The 24,897-nt window shown below is 59.5% G+C and carries 23 protein-coding genes; 14 read left to right on the forward strand and 9 right to left on the reverse strand.

Translation table 11 applies throughout. The features are described from left to right. Window positions 1-7: 7 nt before the first annotated feature. From ACK4FF_RS14795 to ACK4FF_RS14820, 6 genes are all read right to left on the reverse strand, one after another. A complete protein-coding gene (locus tag ACK4FF_RS14795) occupies window positions 8-1,192 on the reverse strand; it encodes a 5-(carboxyamino)imidazole ribonucleotide synthase (protein ID WP_409710970.1) in 1,185 nt (394 codons plus the stop codon). 14 nt (window positions 1,193-1,206) lie between these two features. Continuing rightward, a complete protein-coding gene (gene purE / locus ACK4FF_RS14800) occupies window positions 1,207-1,722 on the reverse strand; it encodes a 5-(carboxyamino)imidazole ribonucleotide mutase (RefSeq protein ID WP_409710972.1) in 516 nt (171 codons plus the stop codon). Between the two features lie 21 nt (window positions 1,723-1,743). After that, window positions 1,744-2,640 (reverse strand): phosphoribosylaminoimidazolesuccinocarboxamide synthase, encoded by an 897-nt coding sequence (locus tag ACK4FF_RS14805; RefSeq protein ID WP_409710973.1) that lies wholly within the window; start codon window positions 2,638-2,640, stop codon window positions 1,744-1,746. A gap of 135 nt (window positions 2,641-2,775) precedes the next feature. Next, the gene (fba, locus tag ACK4FF_RS14810; RefSeq protein ID WP_409710975.1) at window positions 2,776-3,840 is read right to left on the reverse strand and encodes a class II fructose-bisphosphate aldolase; all 1,065 of its coding nucleotides are present in this window, start codon (window positions 3,838-3,840) and stop codon (window positions 2,776-2,778) included. A gap of 21 nt (window positions 3,841-3,861) precedes the next feature. Further along, the gene (gene pyk / locus ACK4FF_RS14815; RefSeq protein ID WP_409710977.1) at window positions 3,862-5,310 is read right to left on the reverse strand and encodes a pyruvate kinase; all 1,449 of its coding nucleotides are present in this window, start codon (window positions 5,308-5,310) and stop codon (window positions 3,862-3,864) included. A gap of 14 nt (window positions 5,311-5,324) precedes the next feature. Beyond that, entirely contained in the window at window positions 5,325-6,506 is a 1,182-nt protein-coding gene (locus ACK4FF_RS14820; RefSeq protein WP_409710979.1) for a phosphoglycerate kinase, read from the reverse strand. Between the two features lie 25 nt (window positions 6,507-6,531). Here ACK4FF_RS14820 and ACK4FF_RS14825 point away from each other — a divergent pair, with 25 nt between their 5' ends. Further along, a complete protein-coding gene (locus tag ACK4FF_RS14825; protein ID WP_409710981.1) occupies window positions 6,532-7,143 on the forward strand; it encodes a rhomboid family intramembrane serine protease in 612 nt (203 codons plus the stop codon). On the opposite strand, the gene ACK4FF_RS14830 is transcribed toward ACK4FF_RS14825, so the two are convergent. The 3 genes from ACK4FF_RS14830 to tkt form a co-directional block, all read right to left on the reverse strand. Continuing rightward, complete coding sequence (locus ACK4FF_RS14830) at window positions 7,068-9,101, reverse strand: S8 family serine peptidase (RefSeq protein WP_409710983.1); 2,034 nt, start codon at window positions 9,099-9,101, stop codon at window positions 7,068-7,070. The two genes, ACK4FF_RS14825 and ACK4FF_RS14830, sit on opposite strands and share 76 nt — an antisense overlap. 262 nt (window positions 9,102-9,363) lie before the next feature. Next, the gene (gene gap / locus ACK4FF_RS14835) at window positions 9,364-10,374 is read right to left on the reverse strand and encodes a type I glyceraldehyde-3-phosphate dehydrogenase (RefSeq protein WP_409710985.1); all 1,011 of its coding nucleotides are present in this window, start codon (window positions 10,372-10,374) and stop codon (window positions 9,364-9,366) included. A 26-nt stretch (window positions 10,375-10,400) separates the two neighbouring features. After that, window positions 10,401-12,401: a transketolase gene (tkt, locus tag ACK4FF_RS14840; RefSeq protein WP_409710987.1), complete on the reverse strand. Its 2,001-nt coding sequence runs from the start codon at window positions 12,399-12,401 to the stop codon at window positions 10,401-10,403. Between the two features lie 138 nt (window positions 12,402-12,539). Between tkt and ACK4FF_RS14845 the strand changes: the two genes are divergently transcribed. From ACK4FF_RS14845 to ruvA, 13 genes are all read left to right on the forward strand, one after another. Further along, the gene (locus tag ACK4FF_RS14845; protein WP_409710989.1) at window positions 12,540-13,337 is read left to right on the forward strand and encodes a 16S rRNA (uracil(1498)-N(3))-methyltransferase; all 798 of its coding nucleotides are present in this window, start codon (window positions 12,540-12,542) and stop codon (window positions 13,335-13,337) included. A 16-nt stretch (window positions 13,338-13,353) separates the two neighbouring features. Then, window positions 13,354-14,814, forward strand: a complete 1,461-nt coding sequence (locus ACK4FF_RS14850) for an NAD-dependent succinate-semialdehyde dehydrogenase (protein WP_409710991.1) — start codon at window positions 13,354-13,356, stop codon at window positions 14,812-14,814. Between the two features lie 75 nt (window positions 14,815-14,889). Next, window positions 14,890-15,804, forward strand: coding sequence for a glycine--tRNA ligase subunit alpha (gene glyQ, locus ACK4FF_RS14855; protein ID WP_409710993.1), 915 nt, complete (start codon window positions 14,890-14,892; stop codon window positions 15,802-15,804). Between the two features lie 33 nt (window positions 15,805-15,837). Then, a complete protein-coding gene (gene glyS / locus ACK4FF_RS14860) occupies window positions 15,838-17,922 on the forward strand; it encodes a glycine--tRNA ligase subunit beta (protein WP_409710995.1) in 2,085 nt (694 codons plus the stop codon). Window positions 17,923-17,965: 43 nt separating this feature from the next. Beyond that, window positions 17,966-18,544, forward strand: a complete 579-nt coding sequence (gene gmhB / locus ACK4FF_RS14865) for a D-glycero-beta-D-manno-heptose 1,7-bisphosphate 7-phosphatase (RefSeq protein ID WP_409710997.1) — start codon at window positions 17,966-17,968, stop codon at window positions 18,542-18,544. Between the two features lie 59 nt (window positions 18,545-18,603). Then, a complete protein-coding gene (locus ACK4FF_RS14870) occupies window positions 18,604-19,365 on the forward strand; it encodes a lysophospholipid acyltransferase family protein (protein WP_409710999.1) in 762 nt (253 codons plus the stop codon). Between the two features lie 14 nt (window positions 19,366-19,379). Continuing rightward, window positions 19,380-20,105: a M48 family metallopeptidase gene (locus ACK4FF_RS14875; RefSeq protein ID WP_409711001.1), complete on the forward strand. Its 726-nt coding sequence runs from the start codon at window positions 19,380-19,382 to the stop codon at window positions 20,103-20,105. Then, window positions 20,102-20,491 (forward strand): lactoylglutathione lyase, encoded by a 390-nt coding sequence (gene gloA / locus ACK4FF_RS14880; RefSeq protein WP_409711003.1) that lies wholly within the window; start codon window positions 20,102-20,104, stop codon window positions 20,489-20,491. Before ACK4FF_RS14875 ends, gloA begins: the two co-directional genes overlap by 4 nt. Before the next feature lie 219 nt (window positions 20,492-20,710). Continuing rightward, entirely contained in the window at window positions 20,711-21,763 is a 1,053-nt protein-coding gene (gene dusB / locus ACK4FF_RS14885; protein WP_409711005.1) for a tRNA dihydrouridine synthase DusB, read from the forward strand. Beyond that, window positions 21,760-22,008 (forward strand): Fis family transcriptional regulator, encoded by a 249-nt coding sequence (locus ACK4FF_RS14890; protein ID WP_409711007.1) that lies wholly within the window; start codon window positions 21,760-21,762, stop codon window positions 22,006-22,008. Before dusB ends, ACK4FF_RS14890 begins: the two co-directional genes overlap by 4 nt. Before the next feature lie 40 nt (window positions 22,009-22,048). Beyond that, complete coding sequence (purH, locus tag ACK4FF_RS14895) at window positions 22,049-23,641, forward strand: bifunctional phosphoribosylaminoimidazolecarboxamide formyltransferase/IMP cyclohydrolase (protein WP_409711009.1); 1,593 nt, start codon at window positions 22,049-22,051, stop codon at window positions 23,639-23,641. A 13-nt stretch (window positions 23,642-23,654) separates the two neighbouring features. Then, a complete protein-coding gene (gene ruvC / locus ACK4FF_RS14900) occupies window positions 23,655-24,203 on the forward strand; it encodes a crossover junction endodeoxyribonuclease RuvC (protein WP_409711011.1) in 549 nt (182 codons plus the stop codon). Window positions 24,204-24,284: 81 nt separating this feature from the next. Continuing rightward, window positions 24,285-24,887 carry a Holliday junction branch migration protein RuvA gene (ruvA, locus tag ACK4FF_RS14905; RefSeq protein ID WP_409711013.1) on the forward strand — a complete coding sequence of 201 codons (603 nt, stop codon included), beginning with the start codon at window positions 24,285-24,287 and terminating at the stop codon, window positions 24,885-24,887. Window positions 24,888-24,897: the final 10 nt, after the last annotated feature.

Raw genomic sequence — 24,897 nt, forward strand, 5'->3', positions numbered from 1 at the left:
GCGTGGTTCAATCGTCGTCGCCGATGCCCAGAATGCTGCGCACCTGGTCAGCCACCGCCAAGGCCTGTTCAAGCGCTGGGGCCACAATCGTGATGTGGCCCATCTTGCGACCCACACGGGCTTGCTCTTTGCCATACAGGTGCAACTTCACCTGGGGCAGGGCCAGCACCGCAGACCAATCGGGCTCGCGCTCATTGCCTTGTTCGTCGAACCACAATTCGCCGAGCAGGTTCACCATGACGGAAGGGCTGTGCTGCCGCGTGTCGCCCAGTGGCAAACCCGCGAGGATGCGGGCTTGTTGCTCGAACTGGGAAGTAACACAAGCGTCGATGGTGTAGTGGCCGCTGTTGTGGGGGCGCGGTGCAATTTCATTGACCACCAAGCCCATTCCTTCCACCACAAAGAACTCCACACACAGAACGCCCACGTAATCCAGAGCGCCTGCGATGGAAATGGCACTGGCCCGGGCCTGTGCAGCCATCACGTCTTCAATGCGGGCAGGCACAATGGTCGTGGCCAAAATGCCTTTGCGGTGGTGGTTCTCAGCCACGGGGAAAGTAATGCATTCGCCCTTGTGGTCACGCGCCACAATCACCGACACCTCGCGCAACAGCGTAAGGCGTTTTTCAAGGACACACTCAACCTCATTGAGGTCGGCAAAGGCTTTGCGCAAATCGTCCAGCGTACTGACCCTGACCTGCCCTTTCCCGTCGTAACCCAGGCGCGCTGTTTTCAAAATGCCGGGCAGCAGGGGCAAGAGGGCCTCGCTGATATCAGCCGTGCTGCGCACGGGGGCATGTGGTGCCACGGGCACGCCACAGCCGCTGACGTAACTTTTCTCTTCCAGACGATGCTGGGCAACCCCCACCGAAAAGGCCGAGGGGCTGACAGGAATGCGGTTGGCCAGAGTGTCCAGCGCCAAGGCGGGCACATTCTCGAATTCCGTGGTGACCCCCACACAGCGCTCGGCCAACTCGGCCAAGGCGGCATCGTCCAGATAATCAGCCAACAACTGGCCATCGGCCACCGAACCGGCAGGGCTGTTGCTGGCAGGGTCCAACACCAGCACCTTGTAACCCAATGACTGGGCCGCCATACAGAACATGCGACCCAACTGGCCGCCGCCCAGCAGCCCCAACCACTGGTTGGGCAAGGCTGTTTTGAATTCAACCGAGGATTTGGCTTGGTTCATGGTGGTGACCCGGTTCAACGCAGGGGCGGCAGTTCCATGTCCCGAGCCACATTGGATTGGCTGACACGGAAGGCTTCCAGACGTTGTTTCAATTCAGGATTGTTCAAGGCCAAAATGGCGATTGCAGCCAAGGCTGCATTGGCAGCGCCCGCCTCGCCAATGGCAAAGGTGTTCACTGGGATGCCCTTGGGCATTTGCACGATGGACAGCAGGGAGTCTTCACCGCGCAAATACTTGGAAGGCACCGGCACGCCCATCACGGGCACAATGGTTTTGGCTGCCAACATGCCCGGCAAATGGGCAGCACCCCCTGCCCCGGCGATGATGACCTGAAGGCCACGTGCGCTCGCAGTTTCAGCGTATTGGAACATTTCATCGGGCATGCGGTGGGCCGACACAACGCGGGCCTCATAGTCCACACCAAAATCGCGCAGCACCTGGACGGCGTTCTTCATCACTTCCCAGTCCGAGGAAGAACCCATCACCACGCCAACCTGGGGGTGTTCGCTGCTGTGCATGTTGTCACTCATCGTCGTTGTCCCTGTCACTGCTTATCCCAGCCACACGCGGCCGGTGAGCACTTCATACGCTTGGCGGTACTTGGCCGCCGTTTTGTCAATGATGTCCTGGGGCAATACCGGCGCTGGGGCCTTCTTGTTCCAGCCGGGCACGCTTTCCAGATAATCGCGCACAAACTGTTTGTCGTATGAGGGGGGCGACACACCCACCTGGTACTGGTCTGCGGGCCAGAAACGGGATGAATCGGCGGTCAACACCTCATCCATGAGCGTCAACTGGCCGTGTTCATCCAAGCCGAATTCGAATTTGGTGTCGGCAATGATGATGCCCTGCTTGGCCGCATATTCGCTGGCCTTGGTGTACAGGGCGATCGACACGTCGCGCACTTGTTGGGCCAAGTCATCGCCGATCACGCTGCACATGGTGGCGAAATCGATGTTTTCATCATGCTCGCCAACCGCCGCTTTGGTGGCGGGCGTGAAAATGGGTTCATCCAGCTTGGCGGCCATTTGCAGGCCAGCAGGCAATTTGATGCCGCACACGGCACCGGTGGCTTGGTAGTCTTTCCAGCCCGAGCCGATGATGTAACCCCGCACCACGGCTTCGATGGGCAACGGCTTGAGACGCTTGACCACCATGGCACGTCCGCGCACCAAAGCCGCTTCCTGTTCAGTCAGCACTGATTCAGGGGCCACGCCGGTGAGGTGGTTGGGCACCACGTCGCGCAGGATGTCGAACCAGAACTGGGCCATCTGAGTCAGCACCATGCCTTTCTCGGGGATGGGCTGGTCCAGAATCACGTCGAATGCCGACAGGCGGTCGCTGGCGACAATCAACATTTTGTCCTCGCCCACGGCGAAGTTTTCACGAACCTTGCCACGGTGCAACAGGGGCAAGGAGCTCAGTTGGGTTTCAAACACGGTACTCATTCAAAAGTGCCTATGTGGTTCGGGCCCGACAATGCGGGCGCTCTGAAAAGACAAACACGCGGGAAACCCGCGTGGTGAACTGCGCCAGGGCAGCCAGTGACGCGCAGGGCTGTTGCCCCGCGGCTCTCACCGGAATTACTGAACGATCTGGGCCAATTCGCCCTTGGCGTACTTGGCGGCAATGTCAACCAAGCTGATGGGCTTGATTTTGCCAGCCTGGCCTTCGCAACCGAATTCCAGGTAACGCTGTTTACAAATGGCTTTGGCAGCCTCGCGTGCAGGTTTAAGCCACTCGCGTGCATCGAACTTTTCAGGGTTTTCAGCCATGAACTTGCGCACCGCGCCGGTCATGGCCAGGCGGATGTCGGTGTCGATGTTGATTTTGCGCACGCCGTACTTGATGGCTTCCTGAATTTCTTCCACGGGTACGCCGTAGGTTTCTTTCATTTTGCCGCCGTACTGGTTGATGATGGCCAGCAGGTCCGCAGGAACCGAGGAGGAGCCGTGCATCACCAAGTGGGTGTTGGGAATGCGGGCGTGAATTTCTTTCACGCGGGAGATGGCCAGAATGTCACCGGTGGGTTTGCGGCTGAATTTGTAAGCGCCGTGGCTGGTGCCGATGGCAATGGCCAGTGCGTCCAGTTGGGTGGCCTTCACAAACACAGCGGCTTCTTCAGGGTCGGTCAGCATCTGGCTGTGGTCCAGTTTGCCTTCGGCACCAATGCCGTCTTCCTCGCCGGCTTCACCGGTTTCCAGGTTGCCCAGACAGCCAAGCTCGCCTTCCACGGTCACACCCACTTTGTGAGCCATCTCCACCACGGTTTTGGTGACGTTGACGTTGTAGTCGAAGCTGGCGGGTGTTTTGCCGTCTTCCATCAGGGAGCCGTCCATCATCACCGAACCGAAGCCCAGGTCAATGGCGCCTTGGCACACCTTGGGGCTGGTGCCGTGGTCTTGGTGCATCACCAGGGGAATGTGAGGGAAAGCTTCCACCGCGGCCTGAATCAGGTGCTTGATGAAGGGCTCACCGGCATACTTGCGGGCACCGGCACTGGCTTGCAGGATGACGGGTGCACCGACCTCATCGGCAGCGGCCATCACGGCTTGCACCTGTTCGAGGTTGTTCACGTTGAACGCGGGGATTCCATAACCGTTTTCAGCGGCGTGGTCCAGCAGTTGGCGCATTGATACGAGAGGCATCACGAGTCTCCAAAAATAAAATCAGTTCAGCAGTCCGATGTGCTCGCCCACGCGAACAATCTTCATGGTGTTGGTGCCGCCGGACTTGCCGATGGGCTCGCCGATGGTGATGACGATCAAATCGCCGAGTTCAACCACCTTGGCGTCCAGCAAAGCCTTTTCGGACTTGGCCAACAACAATTCACGGTCTTCGGTTTCCGCCTGCATCATCACCGTGCGCACATCACGGTACAGGGACAGGCGACGGCGTGTTTTCTCTTCAGGCGTCAAGGCAAAAATCGGCACACCGCAATTCAGGCGTGACATCCACAGCGCTGTTGAGCCCGACTGGGTCAATGCGGCGATGGCCTTCACATCCAGATGGTGGGCAGTGAACAACGCCGCCATCGCGATGGACTGGTCCACTCGCTTGAATTTGCGGTTGAGAAAATCCGTGTCCAGGTTCACCGGGGCTGACTTTTCAGCCTCAACACAGGTGCGGGCCATGGCCTTGATGGTTTCTACCGGGAAACGCCCCGCAGCGGTTTCAGCCGACAACATCACTGCGTCGGTGCCGTCGAGCACGGCGTTCGCCACATCAGACACTTCAGCGCGTGTGGGCACCGGGCTCTCGATCATGCTTTCCATCATCTGAGTGGCAGTGATGGTGAGCTTGTTGTTTTCGCGTGCGGCGCGAATCAGGCGCTTCTGGGCGGCTGGCACAGCCGCATCGCCAATTTCAACGGCCAAGTCACCACGGGCCACCATGAGGCCATCGCAGGATCGGATGAGGTCGTCGAGGTTTTCAAGGGCCTCGCAACGCTCGATTTTGGCAATCATCATGGCGTGACCACCAGCAGCGCGAGTCAGTTCTCGGGCCATGTACATGTCGGCCCCGCTTTTCGGGAAGGACACTGCAATGTAATCGGCTTCAAAGGCCACGGCGGTGCGGATGTCCTCCATGTCTTTGGAAGTCAGCGCCGGAGCGGACAGACCGCCCCCCAGTTTGTTGATGCCCTTGCGGTTTTTCAGCACCCCACCGACTTCAACCACGGTGTTGATCTGCTGACCGATGACTTGTTTCACCTTCAGAACGATTTTTCCGTCATCGAGCAACAGGGTGTCGCCCGCTTTCACGTCGTTGACGAGTTCGGGGTAATCCAGGCCGACACGGCTGTCGTCACCCTCTTTGCAGGGGGCGTCAAGCACAAAGGTTTGCCCTTCAGTCAGCGTGGTTGAACCGTTGGCGAACAGGCCGATTCGAATCTTGGGGCCTTGCAGGTCCGCCATCACAGCCACGTCTTTTCCCAACTTGGCGGCGATGTCGCGCACGGTGTTCACGCGGCCAATGTGCTCATCGGCTGACCCATGGGAGAAATTCACGCGGACCACGTTCATGCCCGCAAGAATCATTTTCTCCAGCACTTCAGGCGAGGAGCTTGCAGGCCCCAGCGTGGCCACAATTTTGGTTTGACGAACGGCGTAGGTCATTCAGGCCCCCAGGCTTAAGCGGCGCGCTGTTGAAGGATTTCAACCGCAGGCAACACCTTGCCTTCGAGGAATTCAAGGAACGCGCCACCGCCGGTGGAGATGTAGCTGACATCGTTGCCGATGTTGTATTTGGCAATGGCCGCGAGTGTGTCACCACCACCCGCGATCGAGAAGGCCGACGAGGCAGCCACTGCGCGGGCCAGGCGTTCAGTGCCATGGCCAAACTGGTCGAATTCAAACACGCCCACCGGGCCGTTCCACACAATGGTGCCTGCGTTCTGCAGCAGGGTGGACAGGGCTTCGGCGGTTTTGGGGCCAATGTCGAAAATCATGTCGGTGTCGGCCACGTCAGTGGCGTCTTTGGTGGTGGCCACGGCGGTTGGGCTGAACTCGGATCCAACCACCACATCCACGGGGATGGGCACCGCAGCACCACGGGCTTGCATTTTTTCGATGATTTGACGGGCTTCGCCCAACAGTTCCGATTCAGCCAGCGACTTGCCGATGGGCAGGCCTTGAGCAGCCATGAAGGTGTTGGCGATACCGCCGCCCACAATCAACTGGTCCACTTTCTCGGCCAGGCTGTTGAGAATAGTCAACTTGGTGGACACTTTGGAGCCCGCCACAATCGCCACCAGCGGGCGCTTGGGGGCGGACAGGGCTGCACCCAAAGCATCCAGCTCGGCGGCCAGCAAAGGGCCCGCGCAGGCCACGGGCGCAAACTGGGCGGCACCGTGGGTGGTGGCTTCAGCCCGGTGGGCTGTGCCGAAGGCATCGTTCACGTAAATGTCGCACAGGGCGGCAATTTGCTTGGCCAGGTCAGGGTTGTTCTTTTTCTCGCCTTTGTTGAAACGGCAGTTCTCAAGCAGCACCACTTCGCCGGGGGCCACGCTGACGCCAGACACCCAGTCCTTGACCAAGCGCACGGGGCGGCCCAAGAGTTCACCCAAGCGTTGGGCCACGGGGGCCAGGCTGAGTTTCTCGTCATACTCACCCTCGGTGGGGCGACCAAAATGGCTGGTCAGCATGAGCGCGGCGTTGTTGTTCAGGCAATATTGAATGCCGGGCAGGGAGGCGCGGATGCGTGTGTCTTCGGTGATGTTGCCCTGGGCGTCCACTGGCACGTTAAAATCAACGCGGATCAATACGCGCTTGGTGGATACAGCTTGGTCTGTCAGGCGAAGAAAACGCAACATTGCTGGGCACTCGCAAGGAAGGTGATTGGACACAAACGGCCATTATAAACCGGCTGGGGCATCCCTGCTGCACTGGGCCCCTGCGATTGCCGTGGCTTTGTTGTCTTTGGCGGCAGGGGGGCTGCAGCCCCGCTTTGCGCCTGAACCCCGGGGCGACGCTTGGGGATTTTTCCTTCAAACCCTGGCAAGCCAGTTCGAACACCTGAACGCCGCCCACTGGCTGCTGAACATGGCAGGTTTACTGATTGTGAACTGGGGCCTTGCATCCAGCCTGCCCTGGCGGGTTTGGGCACTGGCTTGGGTATGGAGCTGGTTGGGCGTGTCCGCCTATGTGACCTGGGTTGAACCCATGCGATGGATGTGCGGGCTCAGTGGGCTGCTGCATGGGGTATTTACCCTGGCTTTGGTCAATCTGCTTTTGCAGAAGCAAGTGACCCGGCCTTTCTCGCGAAGTTGGCCCTTGTGGGCCCTGCTGGCAGGGTTTCTCGTCAAACTGGGGCTTGAATCGACAACGGACCCGCACTGGGATCCGTTGCTGAACAATGCAGTGGCTGTGGCGGCTCACCGGGGTGGTGTGCTGTCTGGCCTTATTCTGGCTTTGGCCTGGCGCTTTTGGTTGAGCAACCGCCGGGCTTGAAGCTGCCACAAGGCCAACAACACAGCCAACCCGACCAAACCCCAAGGGGCCAAACTGCCACCACCTCCGCCACCCCCACCCCCACCGCCGGTTGAAGGTGCAGAAGTCACCATGGTGCTGCCACCGCTGGACCCACTGGACCCTGAAGCCGCATCAGAGGCCACGCTGGCGGAATTGAAGCCGGTGTCGCCATTGGCCAACATGCGAATCGAGGTGAAACTGCTGTGGCTTTGGCCCACGGAGTCTGTCACGGTCAGTTTAAAAACAAGGTCAGTGGTGGCATTCGGTGCGGGCAAGGTCAGGTCGGCCGAGGCACTGGTACCAGTCAACACGCTGGTGCCGGACACTTGGGTCCATGAGTAGCTCGCAATGGTTCGGCCCGAAATGGCTGTACTGTCTGAACCGCGCAGCAACACGGGGTTACTCGCCACAGCCGACTCCTGATAGCCACTTGTACCCAAGCCATTGGCCGACACCGATGCGTTGGCCAAGGGCAGAGTGCCACGCGCCGCAAGAACGGCCGCATAGGCGTCCAACATGCCGCTTCCACACACCGCGGTGGTGCAATTGCAAGTGGCTGAGCCGCTGTTGGCTTGACAGGTGGTGCTGCCAGGACTGAGGAAGGACGCAGTGTTGGACACAATCAGGGTGGTGATTTGCGCGGGCGTCAACGCGGGGTTGATCGCTTTGATCAAGCCAGCCGTGGCGGCCACCAGGGGCGATGCGAATGAGGTGCCTACCTTTTCAACCTGATTGGCCGATGCAGGCCCAGTGGTGCCCGAATTGCCCACGCCCAAAAGGCCGTTGAAGTATCCGCCGGGCGCCATCAAATCCAGCCCTGTACCCAAGGCGCTGTAATAGGCTCTGGCCCCATTGCGGTCCAGTGCGCCCACTGAAATTACATTGGTACAGTTGGCTGGGGCTTCAACCGCTCCGCCTCCATTGCCTGCGGAGGCCACAACGAGGGTGCCCGCAGCGGTCACCCGGTTGATTGCATTTTGCTCAAGGCCAGAACAAGTGGCTGAGCTGCCCAAGCTGAGGTTGATGACGGAAGCGGGTGTGGTGTTGGTCGGCACGCCCGGTACATCCAGCCCAGCGGCCCACACCATGGCATCAACCACGTCAGACAGGTAACCGCCGCACTTGCCCATCACCCGCACCGGCAACACTTTCACGTTCCAATCGGCACCGGCCACGCCCGAAGCATTGTTGGCATTGGCCGCAATTTGACCGGCCACGAAGGTGCCGTGCCAGCTTGAATCCCGAACGGAACAGCCCTGAAACTGACCGCTTTGCGCTTCAGCCGAGGTAATCCAGTTGCCAGGGTCGGACGCGTCAGCATCACGCCCATTGCCATCATTGGCTGTGGCCACGTCAGAGACGAAGTCGTAACCAGCCAAAAGGCGCCCCACCAATTCAGGCGTCTGGAAGACTACGCCGGTGTCCAGCACAGCCACCACCACCTTGCTGCTTCCGCGAATCAAGTCCCAAGCCAGATTGAATTTTGCACCCGCAGTGCCTGACGTGTTGCGCAGCGCCCATTGGCTGGAAAAACTGGTGTCGTTGGGTGTGGCCTGCATGCGGACGGGGCGGTCGATCATCACCGTGTCGACTTCGGGGTCGCTGGCCAAGCGGTTGATCAAGGCTGTGTAATCGGTGGTGCGAACCCCCGGCCCAAAGCGCATGACGTGCGAGCCCAAGGTGCCCGCCCGCAGCCACACGGCGTCCACGTTGTTACGGCTCATCACGGCGGACAGGAATTCACCCTCTTTCTCCATGCGGCGCACCGAAGGCACTGAACTCAATTCCACCGCGTTGCGCAGCTTGATGATGAATTGCGGGCTTGAGGGCTCCGGGGTTTGTGCAACAGCCGATTGCCCAGTAAGCACTAAGGCCACACAAGCCGCATACGCCAAGGCCATGAGGCCACCCTTGAACCACCGCGAGAACATGTTCATGCCCCAGCCCTTCCACACTCGATTAGCAATGGGTTCAGGCTATCGATCAGGGGGGTGGAGGCATCAGAAGAAAAAGGGGAGGAACCACTCCTACTTTTTGGCCTTGGGGTTAGCCCGACAACGTGTCAGGCAAAGGCTTACAAGGCAGTCAGGTGATTTCCGGCAAACGAAAAATCCGCAGTATTACGCCAAAAAAAACCCCGGCATGCCCAAGGCTTGCCGGGGTTGTTGGCCGAACCCCGTGACCGGGGTTCAACACCGATTACTTCGCAGACATCAGGGCCACGGTGGTGTCGAGCATGCGGTTGGAGAAACCCCACTCGTTGTCGTACCAGGAGGACACTTTCACCAGTTTGCCGCTGACCTTGGTCAGGGTGGCGTCGAATGCGCTGGATGCAGGGTTGTGGTTGAAGTCGATGGACACCAGAGGAGCATCGTTGTATTCCAGCACGCCCTTCAGGGGGCCTTCAGCAGCGGCCTTCAGGATGCTGTTGACTTCTTCAACTGTGGTGTCGCGTTTGGCCACGAACGACAGGTCAACCATGGACACGTTGATGGTGGGCACGCGCACAGCGTAACCATCCAGCTTGCCGTTCAACTCGGGCAGCACGAGGCCAACTGCAGCAGCCGCACCGGTTTTGGTGGGGATCATGCTCATGGTGGCCGAGCGTGCGCGGCGCAGGTCTTCGTGGTACACGTCAGTCAACACCTGGTCGTTGGTGTAGGCGTGAATGGTGGTCATCAGGCCGGTTTCCAGGCCAATGGCGTCATTCAGGGGCTTGACCAGCGGTGCCAGACAGTTGGTGGTGCAAGACGCGTTGGAAATCACGGTGTCCGTGCTTTTCAACACGCCGTGGTTCACGCCGTAAACAACAGTGGCATCCACATCCTTGCCGCCGGGGGCAGAAATGATCACTTTCTTGGCACCGCCTTTCAGGTGGGCCGATGCTTTTTCCTTGGAGGTGAAAAAGCCGGTGCATTCCATCACCACGTCCACACCCAACTCGCCCCAAGGCAATTCGGCGGGGTTGCGGTTGGCCAGTACCTTGATTTTGTCGCCATTAACAACCATGTAGTCGCCATCGACAGTCACGGTGCCGGGGAAACGGCCGTGCGCAGTGTCGTACTGGGTCAGGTGGGCGTTGGTTTTGGGGTCGCCCAAGTCGTTGATGGCCACGATCTCGATGTCGTGCTTTTTGCCACCTTCGTAGTGTGCACGCAGCACATTACGGCCAATACGGCCATAGCCGTTGATTGCAACGCGAATAGTCATGACAAAGCTCCTTGCAAGTGAATCGATTATCCCTGGACCAAGCCGAGCGCGGCCTTGGTCAGTTGTTCTGTGGTGATGCCAAAGTGTTTGAACAGCGCGCCTGCCGGGGCAGATTCGCCAAAGCTGTTCATGCCCACGACGGTGCCTTTCACACCAGCCTGCACCATGTACTTGTACCAACCGTCGGTGATGCCCGCCTCAATCACGGCGATGGGGGCGTTGCCCAACACGGCAGCGCGGTAAGCAGCGTCCTGGCGGTCGAACACGGTGGTTGCCGGCATAGACACCACGCGGGCAGCCACACCCTGCTCTGCCAAGGCTTTTTGAGCAGCCAATGCCAGCTCCAGCTCGGAACCGGTGGCAATCAGGGTGACCTTGGCGCCAGCAGCCTCAGACACGACATAACCGCCTTTGGCGATGTTGGCCAGTTGCTCTTCGGTGCGGGGCACAAAGGGCAGGTTCTGGCGGCTGAACAGCAGGCTGGACGGGCCATCCTTGCGCATCACCGCCACGTTCCATGCGGCCATGGACTCAACCGAATCAGCGGGGCGCCACACGTCCATGCCGGGGATCAACCGCAGGCTGGCTGCATGCTCAACAGGCTGGTGGGTTGGGCCGTCTTCACCCAAACCGATGGAATCGTGCGTGAACACAAAAATATTGCGCTTTTTCATGAGCGCAGCCATGCGCAGCGCGTTGCGGGCGTAGTCGCTGAAGGTCAGGAACGTTGCACCGAAGGGAATGTACCCACCGTGCAAGGCCACGCCATTGAGCGCAGCGCTCATGCCGAATTCGCGCACGCCCCAGTTGATGTGGTTGCCTGCGGTAAAGCCTTCCGGGTTGCGGCGCACTGCCACGCACTTGGGCCAGTTGGTGAGGTTAGAGCCCGTGAGGTCGGCAGAACCACCAAGCAGTTCGGGCAGCTCAGCCGCCAACAAGGTGATGGCATTCTGGCTGGCCTTGCGTGTGGCAATGGTTTCGCCCTTGGCAGCCACTTCAGCCAACAGGCGGGCTGCCGTCTGCTCGAATTGGGCAGGCAGGTCACCCGCCATGCGGCGCTTGAATTCTTCGGCTTTGGCCGGGAACTTGGCCGAGTAGGCTTCGAAGAGTTTGTCCCAAGCCACTTGACGGGCAGCACCAGCCACTTGGGCATCCCAAGCCTGGTAAACGTCTGCAGGAATTTCGAAGGGCGCGTGTTCCCAGCCTATGGCTGCGCGGGTGGCGGCAATTTCAGCGTCACCCAAGGGGGCACCGTGAACTTTGTCGGTGCCAGCCAGGTTGGGGGAACCTTGGCCAATGTTGGTTTTGCAGCAAATCAGCGTGGGGCCTTTGTCCAGCGCGGCGTTTTGCTTGGCTTGGGCAATGGCGGCGTCGATGGCGTCCACATTGTGGCCGTCGACATTGGCAATCACATTCCAGCCGTAGGATTCGAAACGCTTGGGCGTGTCGTCGCCAAACCAGTGCTCCACTTCACCGTCAATGGAAATGCCGTTGTCGTCGTACATCACGATCAACTTGGACAAGCCCAAGGTACCGGCCAGGCCACAGGCCTCGTGCGACACACCTTCCATCAGGCAGCCGTCGCCCAAAAACACATAGGTGTTGTGGTCAACAATCGGGAAGCCAGGCTCATTGAATTCAGCTGCCAGCAGCTTTTCAGCCAAGGCCATACCCACGGCGTTGGCAATGCCTTGCCCCAGGGGGCCTGTGGTGGTTTCCACACCAGGGGTAATGTCCACTTCCGGGTGGCCAGGCGTTTTTGAATGCAGTTGGCGGAAGTTCTTCAACTCTTCGATGGGCAAGTCGTACCCGGTCAGGTGCAACAGCGCGTAGATCAGCATCGAGCCGTGGCCGTTGGACAGCACGAAGCGGTCGCGGTCAGCCCAGTGCGGATTGCGCGGGTTGTGGCGCAGGTGGCGGGCCCACAGGGCTACGGCGATTTCTGCCATGCCCATGGGCATGCCGGGGTGTCCGGACTTGGCGGCTTGCACGGCGTCCATGGCGAGCGCGCGGATCGCGTTGGCCATGTTCTTGGATGAAGAAGACATAGGTGTGAGGAAAAAGGGTTTTGCTTGTGGCAAAGTTCGGGAAAAGGTGAATTTTATCAAAGCTATGTGGTTTACGCGCCTCAACAGCGCCAAACCCCCGAAGAAACACCACCCCGAATGATTGCCGGAAAACCCACAAGCCAACCCAAACGAGTCCCCCGGTTCTGCATGCCCGAAGCAAAGGCACAAGGGCAAACGCTCCCGCTGGATGAAGACCTCATGCACTACGCCAGTCGAGTGCTTCGTGTGCTGGATGGCGATGTGTTGCGTATATGGAACGGCGCTGGTCAGGAATTCGATGGCACCCTGCATTACCTGAACAAAAAAATGGCGCAAGTCACCCTGACTTCTGCCCCACGAAGCCTGGCCAGCCAGGAATTGCGGCGGCCTGTGCACGTGCTTCAGGCCCTGCCTGAGGGTGACAAAATGGATTGGGTACTTGAGAAAACCACCGAATTGGGCGCGGCCGCATTCTGGCCGGCGATGGGGCGGCGCAGTGTGGTGAAACTGGACGGTGAACGATTGGCCAAACGGCAGGCGCATTGGGGGCGTGTGGTGTTGGCAGCTGCGCTGCAAAGCGAGCGGTCCGAGTTGCCCACGGTCCACGACTGCATGCCCTTGCAGGCCTGCCTGGCGGAAATCGCTCGACTGCACCCCAAGGCAGAGTTGCTGTGGTTCACGCCGGGCGCCGAGTCGGCATTTCGGCATTGGCACCCTGCCGACGACACCGCACCACTGATTGTGGCCATTGGCCCTGAAGGCGGCTGGAGCGCCGAAGAAACTGCGCTGGCCCTGGAGTCGCCCTTGATCAACAACCGGGGCCTGAGTTTGTCCCCCCGTATTCTGCGCACCGAAACCTTCGGGTGTGCAGCCTTGTCCCAACTGACCGAGAAACTCGGCCTGGACCCATTCTGAACAGCGCGAGACTGCCATGTCCATTACCCTGAACAACCCTGCCCTGCTGCAAAACCTGCCGTTCATCGACGGGGCCTTCATCACCACTGAAAGCCATTTTCCGGTCGATAACCCCGCCAACGGCGAGGTGCTGGTGAGGGTCGGCAACACCAGCGACGCGCAGGTCACCATGGCGATTGCAGCGGCGGAACGTGCATTCCAAACGTGGAAAAGCACCACCGCCAAAAGCCGCGCTGCGCTGCTGCGCAGGTGGCATGACCTGATTCTGGCCAACACCGAAGACCTGGCCCGCCTGATGACCCTTGAACAGGGCAAGCCGCTGGCGGAATCCCGGGGGGAAGTGGCCTACGGCGCCTCGTTCGTTGAGTGGTTTGCCGAGCAGGGCAAGCGGATTGAAGGCAGCGTGCTGGAAAGCCCTGCGGCTGGGCGCGAGCTGCTGGTGTTGAAACAAGGCATTGGCGTGTGTGCCGCCATCACCCCGTGGAACTTCCCCATCGCGATGATCACCCGCAAAGTGGCCCCGGCGCTGGCGGCAGGCTGTACGGTGCTGATTAAACCCGCTGAGCAAACCCCCTTGTGTGCGTTGGCCATGGCCGAATTGGCCCGCCAGGCAGGCATTCCGGCCGGCGTTCTGAATGTGCTGACTGGCGACTCTGCCCGGTCAATCGCCATCGGCAAATTGCTGTGCGACAGCCCCGTGGTGCGCAAACTCACCTTCACCGGCAGCACCGAGGTGGGCCGCATCCTGATGCAGCAATGTGCCCCCACCATCAAGAAACTGTCGCTGGAACTGGGCGGCCACGCACCGTTCATCGTGTTTGAAGACGCGGATTTGGACAAAGCCTTGGAAGGCATCATGGCCTCGAAGTTCCGCAACGCCGGGCAAACTTGCGTCTGCACCAACCGCATTTACGCCCACCGCAGCATTCAAGCGGCCCTGGCCAAGGCCCTGCAAGCCAAAGTGCAGGAACTCCAGGTCGGCGATGGCTTGGCCAGTGACGCCCCGATTGGCCCCATGATTGACGACGATGCAGTTCAGAAAGTACACCGGCATGTCACCGACGCTGTGAGCAAAGGCGCTCAACTGTTGGCGGGGGGGCAACCCCACGCCTTGGGCGGCCGGTATTTTCAACCCACGCTGATCGACAACGCCAACCACAACATGTTGGTGGCACAAGAAGAAACCTTTGGCCCTTTGGCCGCCATCTTCCCCTTCGACACCGAAGACGAAGCCATCCACCACGCCAACAACACGCCGTTTGGCCTGGCCGCCTACTTTTACACCGAAAACTCGTCGCGCACGTTCCGCGTGGCTCGGGCCCTGGAATACGGCATGGTGGGCATCAATGTGGGTGTGTTTTCCAACGAAGTGGGCCCGTTTGGCGGGGTGAAACAATCGGGCTTGGGGCGGGAAGGCTCGGTGTGGGGCATTGAGGAATTCCTGGAAATGAAATACCTGTGCATCGGCGTGAACTGAAGCCGCCGAAGGCCAGCCACCCCGGGCATCCCTTACAATAGCGGGATTTTGATTATTGACACCAAGGACAGCGCGATGCTGACGTTTCAACAGGCCATTCTGACCCTGCAGAATTATTGGGACCAACAAGGCTGCGCCCTGCTTCAGCCCTTCGACATGGAAGTGGGTGCTGGCACCAGCCACACCGCCACCTTCCTGCGCGCGCTGGGCCCCGAGCCTTGGAATGCGGCCTACGTACAACCGTCACGCCGCCCCAAAGACGGCCGTTACGGCGAGAACCCCAACCGCATGCAGCACTACTACCAGTTCCAAGTGGTGCTCAAGCCCTCGCCCGAGAACATCATCGACCTGTACCTCGGCAGCCTGGAAGCACTGGGCATTGACACCCAGAAAAACGATGTCCGTTTCGTAGAGGACAACTGGGAAAACCCGACGCTGGGCGCTTGGGGCTTGGGTTGGGAAGTGTGGCTCAATGGCATGGAAGTGACGCAGTTCACGTACTTCCAGCAGGTCGGCGGCCTGGATTGCGCGCCAATTCTGGGCGAAATCACCTACGGCATTGAACGCCTGACCATGTACCTGCAAGGCAAGGAAAACGTGTACGACCTGGTGTGGACCGAGCGCGAAGACAAAGGCGTCAAAAAGGTGCTCACCTACGGCGACGTGTTCCACCAAAACGAAGTGGAACAGTCCACCTACAACTTTGAGTACAGCAACGCCACCATGCTGTTCAACCATTTCGGCGAATATGAAAGCGAAGCCAAACGGCTGATCGAGGTGGGCCTGGCCCTGCCCGCCTATGAAATGATTTTGAAGGCGGCGCACACCTTCAACCTGTTGGACGCACGCGGAGCCATTTCAGTGACCGAGCGGGCTGCCTACATTGGCCGTATCCGCAACCTGTCGCGCGCGGTGGCCCAGGCCTATTACGACTCGCGCGAGAAGCTGGGCTTCCCCATGTGCGACACCCCCAAGAGCCAGGCTGCCTGAGCAACGGACCAACCCCTGAACTGAATACACATCATGAACCCTACGTTGCTGGTTGAGCTGTTCACCGAAGAGCTCCCACCCAAAGCCCTGCAAAAACTGGGCAATGCATTCACCGACCTGCTGAGCACTGTGCTGCGCGAAGAAGGTCACCTGCATGCCGACAGTGTCATCACCGCCTACGCCAGCCCCCGCCGCCTGGCCTGCACCATCACGCAAGTGGCCGCTGTATCGCCCGAGCAAACACTGGAAGAACGCCTGTTGCCGGCCAAAATCGGCTTGGACGCTGATGGCAAACCCACGGCCCCACTGTTGAAAAAACTGTCAGCCTTGGGCCTGGATAACCTGCCCGTGTCCGAACTGAAAACAGTCAGCGATGGCAAACAGGATGTGCTGACCGTGTCGCGCACTGTGGCGGGCAAAGCGCTGGCCGCCAGCCTGGACAAAGCGCTGCAGGCTGCCACCACGAAACTGCCTATCCCCAAAGTAATGAGCTACCAACGGCCCGATGGCAGCACCGTGCATTTCGTGCGCCCAGCCCACAAACTGGTGGTGCTTCATGGCGATCAAGTGGTGCCTGCACAGGTGCTCGGCCTTCATTCAGGCCATGTGACCTTGGGCCACCGCTTCCTCAGCCAAGGTGAAATTCAGATCAAAACCGCCGACGGCTATGCCAAACAGCTTGAAACCGAAGGCAAGGTGATTGCCTCATTTGAAGTCCGCCGCGCAGCGGTGGTGGCCAAGTTGGCTGAACAGGCGGCAGGCGATGTGGTGATTCAGCCTGACGACCTGCTGGACGAAGTATGCGCCTTGGTGGAATGGCCTGTAGTGTATGAAGCCGGGTTCGAAAAGGAGTTTCTGGAAGTGCCTCAGGAATGCCTGATTTTGACCATGCAGGCCAACCAGAAATACTTTGCAGTTACCGACGTGAACGGCAAGATGAAAAACCGCTTCTTGCTGGTGTCCAACCTGCTGACTGCTGACCCCAGCTTAATCACCCATGGCAATGAACGGGTGTTGCGCGCACGGCTGGCCGATGCGAAATTCTTCTTCGACCAAGACCGCAAGAAAACCCTGGAAAGCCGCCTGCCGGGCTTGGCCAGCGTGGTGTATCACAACAAGCTGGGCAGCCAGAAAGACCGCAACCAGCGCCTGGTGCAACTGGCCAGCTGGCTGGCGCCAAAAGTCGGCGCTGACGTGGCCCTCGCGGAACGCGCTGCGCTGCTGTGCAAAGCAGACTTGCTGACGGACATGGTGGGCGAATTCCCCGAACTGCAAGGCAATATGGGCGAACACTACGCCCACCACGACGGCGAAGCCACTGAAGTGGCCCAAGCCATTGCTGACCACTACAGCCCGCGCTTTGCCGGTGATGCGCTGCCCCGCAACGCTGTGGGCCTGGCGGCCGCGCTGGCCGACAAACTGGAAACCCTGGTGGGCATTTACGGCATTGGCCTTGTACCCACAGGTGACAAAGACCCCTTCGCCCTGCGTCGCCACGCATTGGGCGTGATTCGGATGGTCATTGAACGCGGCCTGAACCTGAATATTGTAGAAGCCATCGACCACGCCTCCACCTTGTTCACCGCCTATCCCGACTTCAAACCCGCCACCGAAGGCTTGGCCGGGTTTGTGGCTGACCGCTTGCGCGGGTACCTGAAAGACCAAGGCTACAGCACGCCTGAAGTGGAAAGCGTGATGGCGCAAGGTGCCAGTCAGTTTGCTGACCTGCCCAAACGCCTGCAGGCGGTTCGCGCATTCAGCCAACTGCCCGAGGCGGCTGCCTTGGCCGCCGCCAACAAACGGATCGGGAACATCCTCAAGAAAGTGGATGAGGCCCCTCGCGCGCTGGACGCGAGCCGCTTGACGCTGCCCGCCGAGCTTGAACTGCACGCAACCGCCGCACGGCTGGAACCCGCTTCTACAGCAGCGTTTGAACAGGGCGACTTCCAACAAGCCCTGCTGACGCTGGCCAGCCTGAAAGCCCCTGTAGACACGTTCTTTGATCAGGTCATGGTGAATGACCCCGACGAGAACCTGCGCCACAACCGCATTGCCCTGCTGCGCTGGTTGCACGGCCTGATGAACCGCGTGGCTGACCTGGCCCAACTGGCGGCTTAAACAGCAAGCCCAAGACCGACCCGTTTCAGGAGATGACCACACCATGCCTCAATTGCACAAACTGATCATCCTGGACCGGGACGGAGTCATCAACGAAGACTCCGATGCCTACATCAAGTCGCCGGACGAGTGGACTCCAATTCCCGGCAGCATGGACGCGATTGCCCGGCTGAACCGTGGGGGCTACCGCGTGGTGGTGGCCACCAACCAGTCCGGCATTGCGCGGGGGCTGTTCGATCTGGAAACCCTGTCAGCCATGCACAAAAAGATGCATGACCTGGCCAACCAAGCCGGTGCCCACATCGACGGTGTGTTCTTTTGCCCGCACGGCCCCGATGACAAGTGCAATTGCCGAAAACCCAAGTCGGGCCTGTTTGAAGAAATTGCCGCCCGCGTGGGCATCGACTTGCAAGGGGTGCCCACCGTGGGCGACTCGCTTCGCGACCTTCAAGCCGGTGCCGCCATGGGCTGCAAAACCATGTTGGTCAAAACTGGCAAGGGCAAGAAAACAGCCGCCGACAAAAAGGAAGAACTGCCCGCAGGCACCCAGGTGTTTGCAGACCTGGCTGCGGTTGCAGCGCACTTGGTGCCTGACGACCCCTTTGCCAACACCCGAAAATAACAAACGCAGAGTCTGCACAGACAGACCACAACACACAACAACAAAACCCGGAGGCCTGTGTGAGATCAATCGTCGGTTCCATCCTCTTCTTTGTGTACGTGGTGGTGTATACCCCCCTGCACGCGATTGCACTGCTGGTGCTTTCCCCGGTGCTCAGCATCCGCAACCGCTACACCTTCGCCTGCTGGTGGAATGCCATCAACATCTTCATGCTGCGCTGGCTGTGCGGCATTCAATATCGGATTGAAGGCATGGAGCACCTGCCCACCACCGGGGCCATTGTGTTGGCCAAACACCAATCCGCTTGGGAAACTTTCGCGATTCCCTCACAACTGCTGCCCCGCCAACTGTGCCTCATTTACAAAAAAGAACTGCACTGGGTGCCTTTCTTCGGATGGGCCCTGTGGGTCTTGCGCATGGTGCCAGTGAACCGAAACAAAGGCGTTGAGGCGTTTGAATTCGTCACCAAAATGGCGGGGCAACGGATGCGCGAAGGCGCTTGGATGATGTTCTTCCCCGAGGGTACCCGAGTGCCGGTGGGTTACAAGCGCCGTTACAAAACTGGCGGTACCCGGCTGGCCGTGGCCACCAACACGCCGGTGATTCCCGTTGCGCACGACGCGGGTGAATACTGGGGCCGCAAGAGTTTCTTCAAACAAGCCGGGACAGTCACCTTGCGTTTTGGCCCACCCATCAGCCCTGAGGGGCACGATGCCGACAGCCTGATGGCTGTGGTTGAAGGCTGGATTGAAGGCGAAATGCACAAAATCAGCCCCCACCGTTACACCGGGCCAGACACGCCCTTGGTGCCCAAGGACTAACCCGAGGCCCCACGGTGCAGGCGCAGCAGTACACCATTCACCTGCCTTGGGGGCCATGCACGTACCTGCTCAAACGCAGCGCACGTCGGTCCGTGGGCTTGCTGATCACCGATGACGGTTTGGTGGTGTCGGCCCCAACATTGGCGCCCCAAGCGTCGGTTGAGCAAGTACTTCGCAGCAAGGCCAGCTGGATTGAACGCAGCCTGGCCCGATGGCAGGAGCGAAAGGCACGCACCACCACCCTCACTGAACTGGTGGCCAAGCACGGCCCTGTGCCGGTTCGCGGCCAGGCCTATGCCCTTGAGTACAGTGCCCAGCGCAGTGGCTTGCTCAACCCTTGGACACAGCGCATTGTGCTGCCTGAAGCATGCAAGCAGTCCGAGGCCATCCGCTTGAAAAAACTGGAAACTGTGCTGCGCCATCACGCCAGCGAGGTTTTTGCACATTCCGCACGGCGTTTGCTCAACGACCGCGACTGGCCGCGCTACACCATCCATTTGTCCAGCCCCTCTGGCCGCTGGGGCTCCTGCAACAGCGCCGGGCAAATCCGCCTGAACTGGCGACTGGTGCACCACTCACCCCAACTGATCGACTATGTAATTGCCCATGAATTGGCGCACCTGAAAGAAATGAACCACAGCGCTCGGTTCTGGTCCATTGTGGAAGAACTGATGCCCGACTACCGCGAGCCCCATCACACACTCGCACAACTCAACCCTGCAGAGGTACCCAAACCATGAGAATTCTTCACACCATGCTGCGTGTCGGCAACCTTCAACGCTCAGTGGACTTTTACACCCAAGTCATGGGCATGCATGTGCTGCGCACCACCGACCGCCCGGAACAAGGCTACAGCTTGACTTTCCTGAGCTACGGCCCTGAAAGCGAGCAAGCTGCGCTGGAATTGACCTACAACTACGGTGTTGAACAATACGACTTGGGCAGCGCCTACGGCCACATTGCCATTGAAGTGAATGACGCCTATGCCCAATGCGCCAGCATTGAGGCGGCTGGGGGGAAAGTGACTCGCCCTGCGGGGCCGGTCAAAGGCGGCTCAACCGTGATTGCATTTGTGGAAGACCCGGACGGATACAAGATCGAACTGATCCAGAAAGGCACCTTGTAAGGGACCCCGGAATACCACTGTAAACCAGTGCGCAATGTGAACAACTTGAGCGCTGACACGGTGGTTCCGGTCACCCCGGCACACAGCGGCATCAATGCTCAAGGCCCATTTTGACATTGAAAAGTCAAGTAAAAAATTTTCTTTTTTTTCCGGAGTCAGGGTCGAATTTTGTGTTCGGCCCCGCTAAAATGGGCTGCTCAAAATTTGAGCAACCCGCCCGTGCAACTCGCCCAGTTCACCCTACCCAACAACCTGTTTCTGGCCCCCATGGCGGGCGTCACCGACAGGCCATTTCGCCAGCTGTGTAAAAAGCTGGGCGCAGGGCATGCCGTGTCCGAAATGGCTGCGAGCAACCCGAAACTGTGGGCCACTGACAAAAGCACCAGGCGCCTGAACCACGAGGGCGAAACCAAACCCGTGGCGGTTCAGATTGCAGGCTCAGACCCCGCCATGATGGCCCACGCAGCCGCTTTCAACATTGAGCGCGGTGCACAGATCATCGACATCAACATGGGGTGCCCCGCCAAAAAGGTGTGTGCAGTGGCCGCAGGCTCTGCCCTGCTGCAAAACGAGCCACTGGTGGAAAGTATTCTGCGGGCAGTGCATCACGAATGCGCATCGCGGGGCGTACCGCTGACCCTGAAATACCGCACAGGCTGGGCCCCCGACCAGCGCAACGCGTTAACCATTGCGCACATGGCGCAAGACATCGGCATCAGCCTGTTGACCCTGCACGGCCGCACCCGGGCCTGTGGTTACACCGGCGATGCCGAGTACGACACCATTCGTGCTGTGAAAGCCGCGGTGTCCATTCCTGTGATTGCCAATGGAGACGTCACCAGCCCGGAAAAAGCGAAGTTTGTGCTGGACTACACCGGCGCTGACGGGGTGATGATTGGCCGAGCCGCACAAGGCAACCCCTGGATTTTTCGGGAAACCCTGCATTTCCTGAACACAGGCAAACACCTTGCCCCGCCCACGGTGGACGAGGCCCATTCGGTGATGTTGGCCCATTTGGCTGACCACCACCAGTTTTATGGCGAAAAAACGGGCCTTCGGACCGCACGCAAACACCTGCAATGGTATCTTTGCGGCCCAGCCGGAAAATCCCATCCCGTGATCGACCAACTGATGCTCGCAGAAAGCACGGTCGATCAGTTGCGCATCGTCGATTCGTTCTTCAATGCCCTGGTTCGGGATGGTCAACGCTACTTTGCAGCACCCGACTCAACAACCCATTACGAACCAACAGACAGAAGATTGGCCGCATGAACCCCAACACCCCATCACCCGTAACCATTTCAGACTGCATCCGCAGCAACCTGGACAAGTTCTTTGCCGACCTGGAAGGCGAAAGCGCGAACTCGGTCTATGACATGGTTCTGGCCGCCGTTGAGCGGCCCATGCTGGAGGTGGTGATGGAGAAAGCCAACATGAACCAAACCATTGCCAGCCAGATGCTGGGCATCAACCGCAACACCCTGCGCAAAAAGCTGCAGCAACACGGACTCATCTGATTTTCATTGCCTAACGCGCCTCAACAGCGCCCAAACCACCATGACCTCCAACCCGACCATCAAGCGTGCGCTGCTGAGCGTTTCCGACAAAACCGGCATTCTGGAACTGGCCAAAGCCCTGGCCGATCAGGGTGTGGAAATTCTGTCCACAGGCGGCACCGCCAAACTGCTGGCTGACAAAGGCATTGCAGTGAAAGAGGTGAGTCAGCACACCGGTTTTCCCGAGATCATGGATGGCCGCGTGAAAACGCTGCACCCAAAAATCCACGGCGGCATTCTGGCCCGGCGAGACCTGCAAAGCCATCTGGATGCGATGGAAGAACATGGCATCGGCGCCATCGACTTGGTGGCCGTGAACCTGTATCACTTCGATCAAGCCACCGCAGCCCCTCAGGTGAAACTGGAAGACGCCATTGAAAACATCGACATCGGTGGCCCCGCCATGGTGCGTGCATCGGCCAAAAACTACGCCGGTGTGACCATTCTGGTTGACCCCTCTGACTATGGCCGCGTGATTGATGAAATCCGCAGCAACGACGGCGCCACCACCCTGAAAACCCGCAGTGGCCTGGCGGCCAAAGCCTACGCGCACACCTCCAGGTATGACGGCGCCATTGCCGCTTTCCTGACCAGCCTGCAAGGCACCGAAGGTGACTTGAACGACGTGCCTGCCCGCGTGGAATACCCGGAAGTGCTGTCCATGCAACTGCACAAGGTTCAGGACATGCGTTACGGCGAAAACCCCCACCAGACTGCCGCGTTTTACCGCGAAGCAAATGCTCCCGTGGGTTCGCTGTCGAACTACCGCCAACTGCAAGGCAAAGAACTGAGCTTCAACAACATCGCAGATTCCGACGCCGCCTGGGAATGCGTAAAAACATTCGAAGCACCGGCGTGTGTCATCATCAAACACGCCAACCCCTGTGGCGTGGCTGTGGCCACCAACACGCTTGAGGCCTACAGCAAAGCCTTCAAAACCGACCCCACCTCGGCCTTTGGCGGCATCATTGCCTTCAACCGCGCTGTGGACCAAGCCACCGCCGAAGCCGTCAGCAAACAGTTTGTGGAAGTGTTGATCGCCCCGGCCTTCGACGAAGGTGCACGTGTCGTGTTCGCCGCCAAACAGAATGTCCGCCTGCTGGAAATCCCCATGGACGCCGGTAACCACCGCTTTGACTACAAACGCGTGGGTGGAGGCCTGCTGGTCCAGACGCCGGACATCCACAACGTGCAGCAGGCTGACATCCGTGTGGTGTCCAAACGCCAGCCTACCGAAGCACAGTGGAACGACCTGATGTTTGCCTGGCGCTGTGCCAAGTTCGTGAAAAGCAATGCCATCGTGTTCTGCAAAGACGGCATGACCATGGGTGTGGGCGCCGGCCAAATGAGCCGTGTAGACTCGGCCCGCATTGCGTCCATCAAGGCTCAGAATGCAGGCTTGACCCTGGCCGACTCCGCCGTGGCCTCAGACGCCTTCTTCCCTTTCCGTGATGGCCTGGATGTGGTCGTCGATGCCGGTGCAAGCTGTGTGATTCAGCCTGGTGGCTCCATGCGTGACGATGAAGTCATCGCCGCGGCAGACGAGCGCAACATCGTGATGGTGCTGACGGGCATCCGTCACTTCCGCCACTGATCAGGCACCGTTGATGCGCATACTTGGCATAGACCCCGGTTTGCGCGTCACCGGTTATGGGGTCATTGATGTGGAGGCTGGCCAGCAACACTATGTGGCCAGCGGGGTGATCAAAACCGACTCCGATGCCCCGCTGCCCCACCGCCTGCACACCCTCTTCAAAGGCCTGAACGAACTGGCCGAATTGTACAAACCCCAAGTGGCCGTGGTGGAAATCGTGTTCGTGAACGTGAACCCGCAGTCCACCTTGCTGTTGGGGCAAGCGCGGGGCTCCGTGCTGACTGCGCTCACGCATGCGGGCCTCAGCGTCATGGAATACACCGCCTTGCAAATCAAGCAGGCCATTGTTGGCCATGGCAAAGCCAACAAGGAACAGGTGCAGGAGATGGTCAAGCGCCTGCTCAAACTGCCCGCACCACCCAGTGCCGACGCAGCGGATGCGCTGGCTGCGGCGCTAACCCATGCCCAATCCAGCAAGATGCTCAATGCCATGGCCCACACCGGCCTGCCCGCCGGGGCGCGCCGTGCACGCACCCGCAAAGGCCGCACCAGTTGGCGCTAAACAACCCAGCCCTGACAAAGCACAAACAACTGGGCATTCATCCAGTATATACTCCCGACATCAACCCCCACGGAGCCCACCATGATTGGACGCCTGCACGGCACCCTGTTGGAAAAAAACGCACCTTGGGTGCTGGTCGACACACACGGCGTGGGCTATGAAGTGCAGGTTCCATTGAGCACCCTCTTTGTGCTGCCCGACCCAGGCCAACCCTGCACCTTGCTCACCCACCTCGTGGTGCGCGAGGACGCCCACAGCCTCTACGGCTTTGCCACGCTGGATGAAAAACAGTTGTTCAAAACCCTGATCAAGGTGTCCGGTATCGGCCCGCGCACGGGCTTGGCCATTTTGTCGTCCATCACCCCGCAAGACTTCCTGCTGGCGGTGCACAGTCAGGAAACGGCACGGTTGGTTAAAATTCCGGGCATCGGAAAAAAAACCGCCGAGCGTTTGCTGTTGGAACTCAAAGGGCAATTGGGCACCTTGAACTCCGGCTTGGGTGGCGTCAGCCTGCCGGTGGGTGGGCTGCAGGCTTCAGCGTCAGCCGTGGACGAAATTGTGGCTGCGCTGTGCGCCTTGGGGTATTCCGACAAAGAAGCCTTGCTGGCCTGCAAAGGCCTGCCTGAGGGTTGCGGTGTCACGGACGGCTTGAAACTGGCACTCAAGCAATTGTCCCGCGGTTGAGCGGGCCCTG

Source organism: Limnobacter sp. (assembly GCF_046297615.1).
Lineage (GTDB): Bacteria > Pseudomonadota > Gammaproteobacteria > Burkholderiales > Burkholderiaceae_B > Limnobacter.

Coding starts and splice junctions, on each gene's coding strand:
- ACK4FF_RS14795 (WP_409710970.1), bottom strand. CDS start 1,192: ATGAACCAAGCCAAATCCTCGGTTGAATTCAAAACAGCCTTGCCCAAC.
- purE (WP_409710972.1), bottom strand. CDS start 1,722: ATGAGTGACAACATGCACAGCAGCGAACACCCCCAGGTTGGCGTGGTG.
- ACK4FF_RS14805 (WP_409710973.1), bottom strand. CDS start 2,640: ATGAGTACCGTGTTTGAAACCCAACTGAGCTCCTTGCCCCTGTTGCAC.
- fba (WP_409710975.1), bottom strand. CDS start 3,840: ATGCCTCTCGTATCAATGCGCCAACTGCTGGACCACGCCGCTGAAAAC.
- pyk (WP_409710977.1), bottom strand. CDS start 5,310: ATGACCTACGCCGTTCGTCAAACCAAAATTGTGGCCACGCTGGGGCCT.
- ACK4FF_RS14820 (WP_409710979.1), bottom strand. CDS start 6,506: ATGTTGCGTTTTCTTCGCCTGACAGACCAAGCTGTATCCACCAAGCGC.
- ACK4FF_RS14830 (WP_409710983.1), bottom strand. CDS start 9,101: ATGAACATGTTCTCGCGGTGGTTCAAGGGTGGCCTCATGGCCTTGGCG.
- gap (WP_409710985.1), bottom strand. CDS start 10,374: ATGACTATTCGCGTTGCAATCAACGGCTATGGCCGTATTGGCCGTAAT.
- tkt (WP_409710987.1), bottom strand. CDS start 12,401: ATGGCCAACGCGATCCGCGCGCTCGCCATGGACGCCGTGCAAGCCGCC.
- ACK4FF_RS14845 (WP_409710989.1), top strand. CDS start 12,540: ATGATTGCCGGAAAACCCACAAGCCAACCCAAACGAGTCCCCCGGTTC.
- ACK4FF_RS14850 (WP_409710991.1), top strand. CDS start 13,354: ATGTCCATTACCCTGAACAACCCTGCCCTGCTGCAAAACCTGCCGTTC.
- glyQ (WP_409710993.1), top strand. CDS start 14,890: ATGCTGACGTTTCAACAGGCCATTCTGACCCTGCAGAATTATTGGGAC.
- glyS (WP_409710995.1), top strand. CDS start 15,838: ATGAACCCTACGTTGCTGGTTGAGCTGTTCACCGAAGAGCTCCCACCC.
- gmhB (WP_409710997.1), top strand. CDS start 17,966: ATGCCTCAATTGCACAAACTGATCATCCTGGACCGGGACGGAGTCATC.
- gloA (WP_409711003.1), top strand. CDS start 20,102: ATGAGAATTCTTCACACCATGCTGCGTGTCGGCAACCTTCAACGCTCA.
- ACK4FF_RS14890 (WP_409711007.1), top strand. CDS start 21,760: ATGAACCCCAACACCCCATCACCCGTAACCATTTCAGACTGCATCCGC.
- purH (WP_409711009.1), top strand. CDS start 22,049: ATGACCTCCAACCCGACCATCAAGCGTGCGCTGCTGAGCGTTTCCGAC.
- ruvC (WP_409711011.1), top strand. CDS start 23,655: ATGCGCATACTTGGCATAGACCCCGGTTTGCGCGTCACCGGTTATGGG.
- ruvA (WP_409711013.1), top strand. CDS start 24,285: ATGATTGGACGCCTGCACGGCACCCTGTTGGAAAAAAACGCACCTTGG.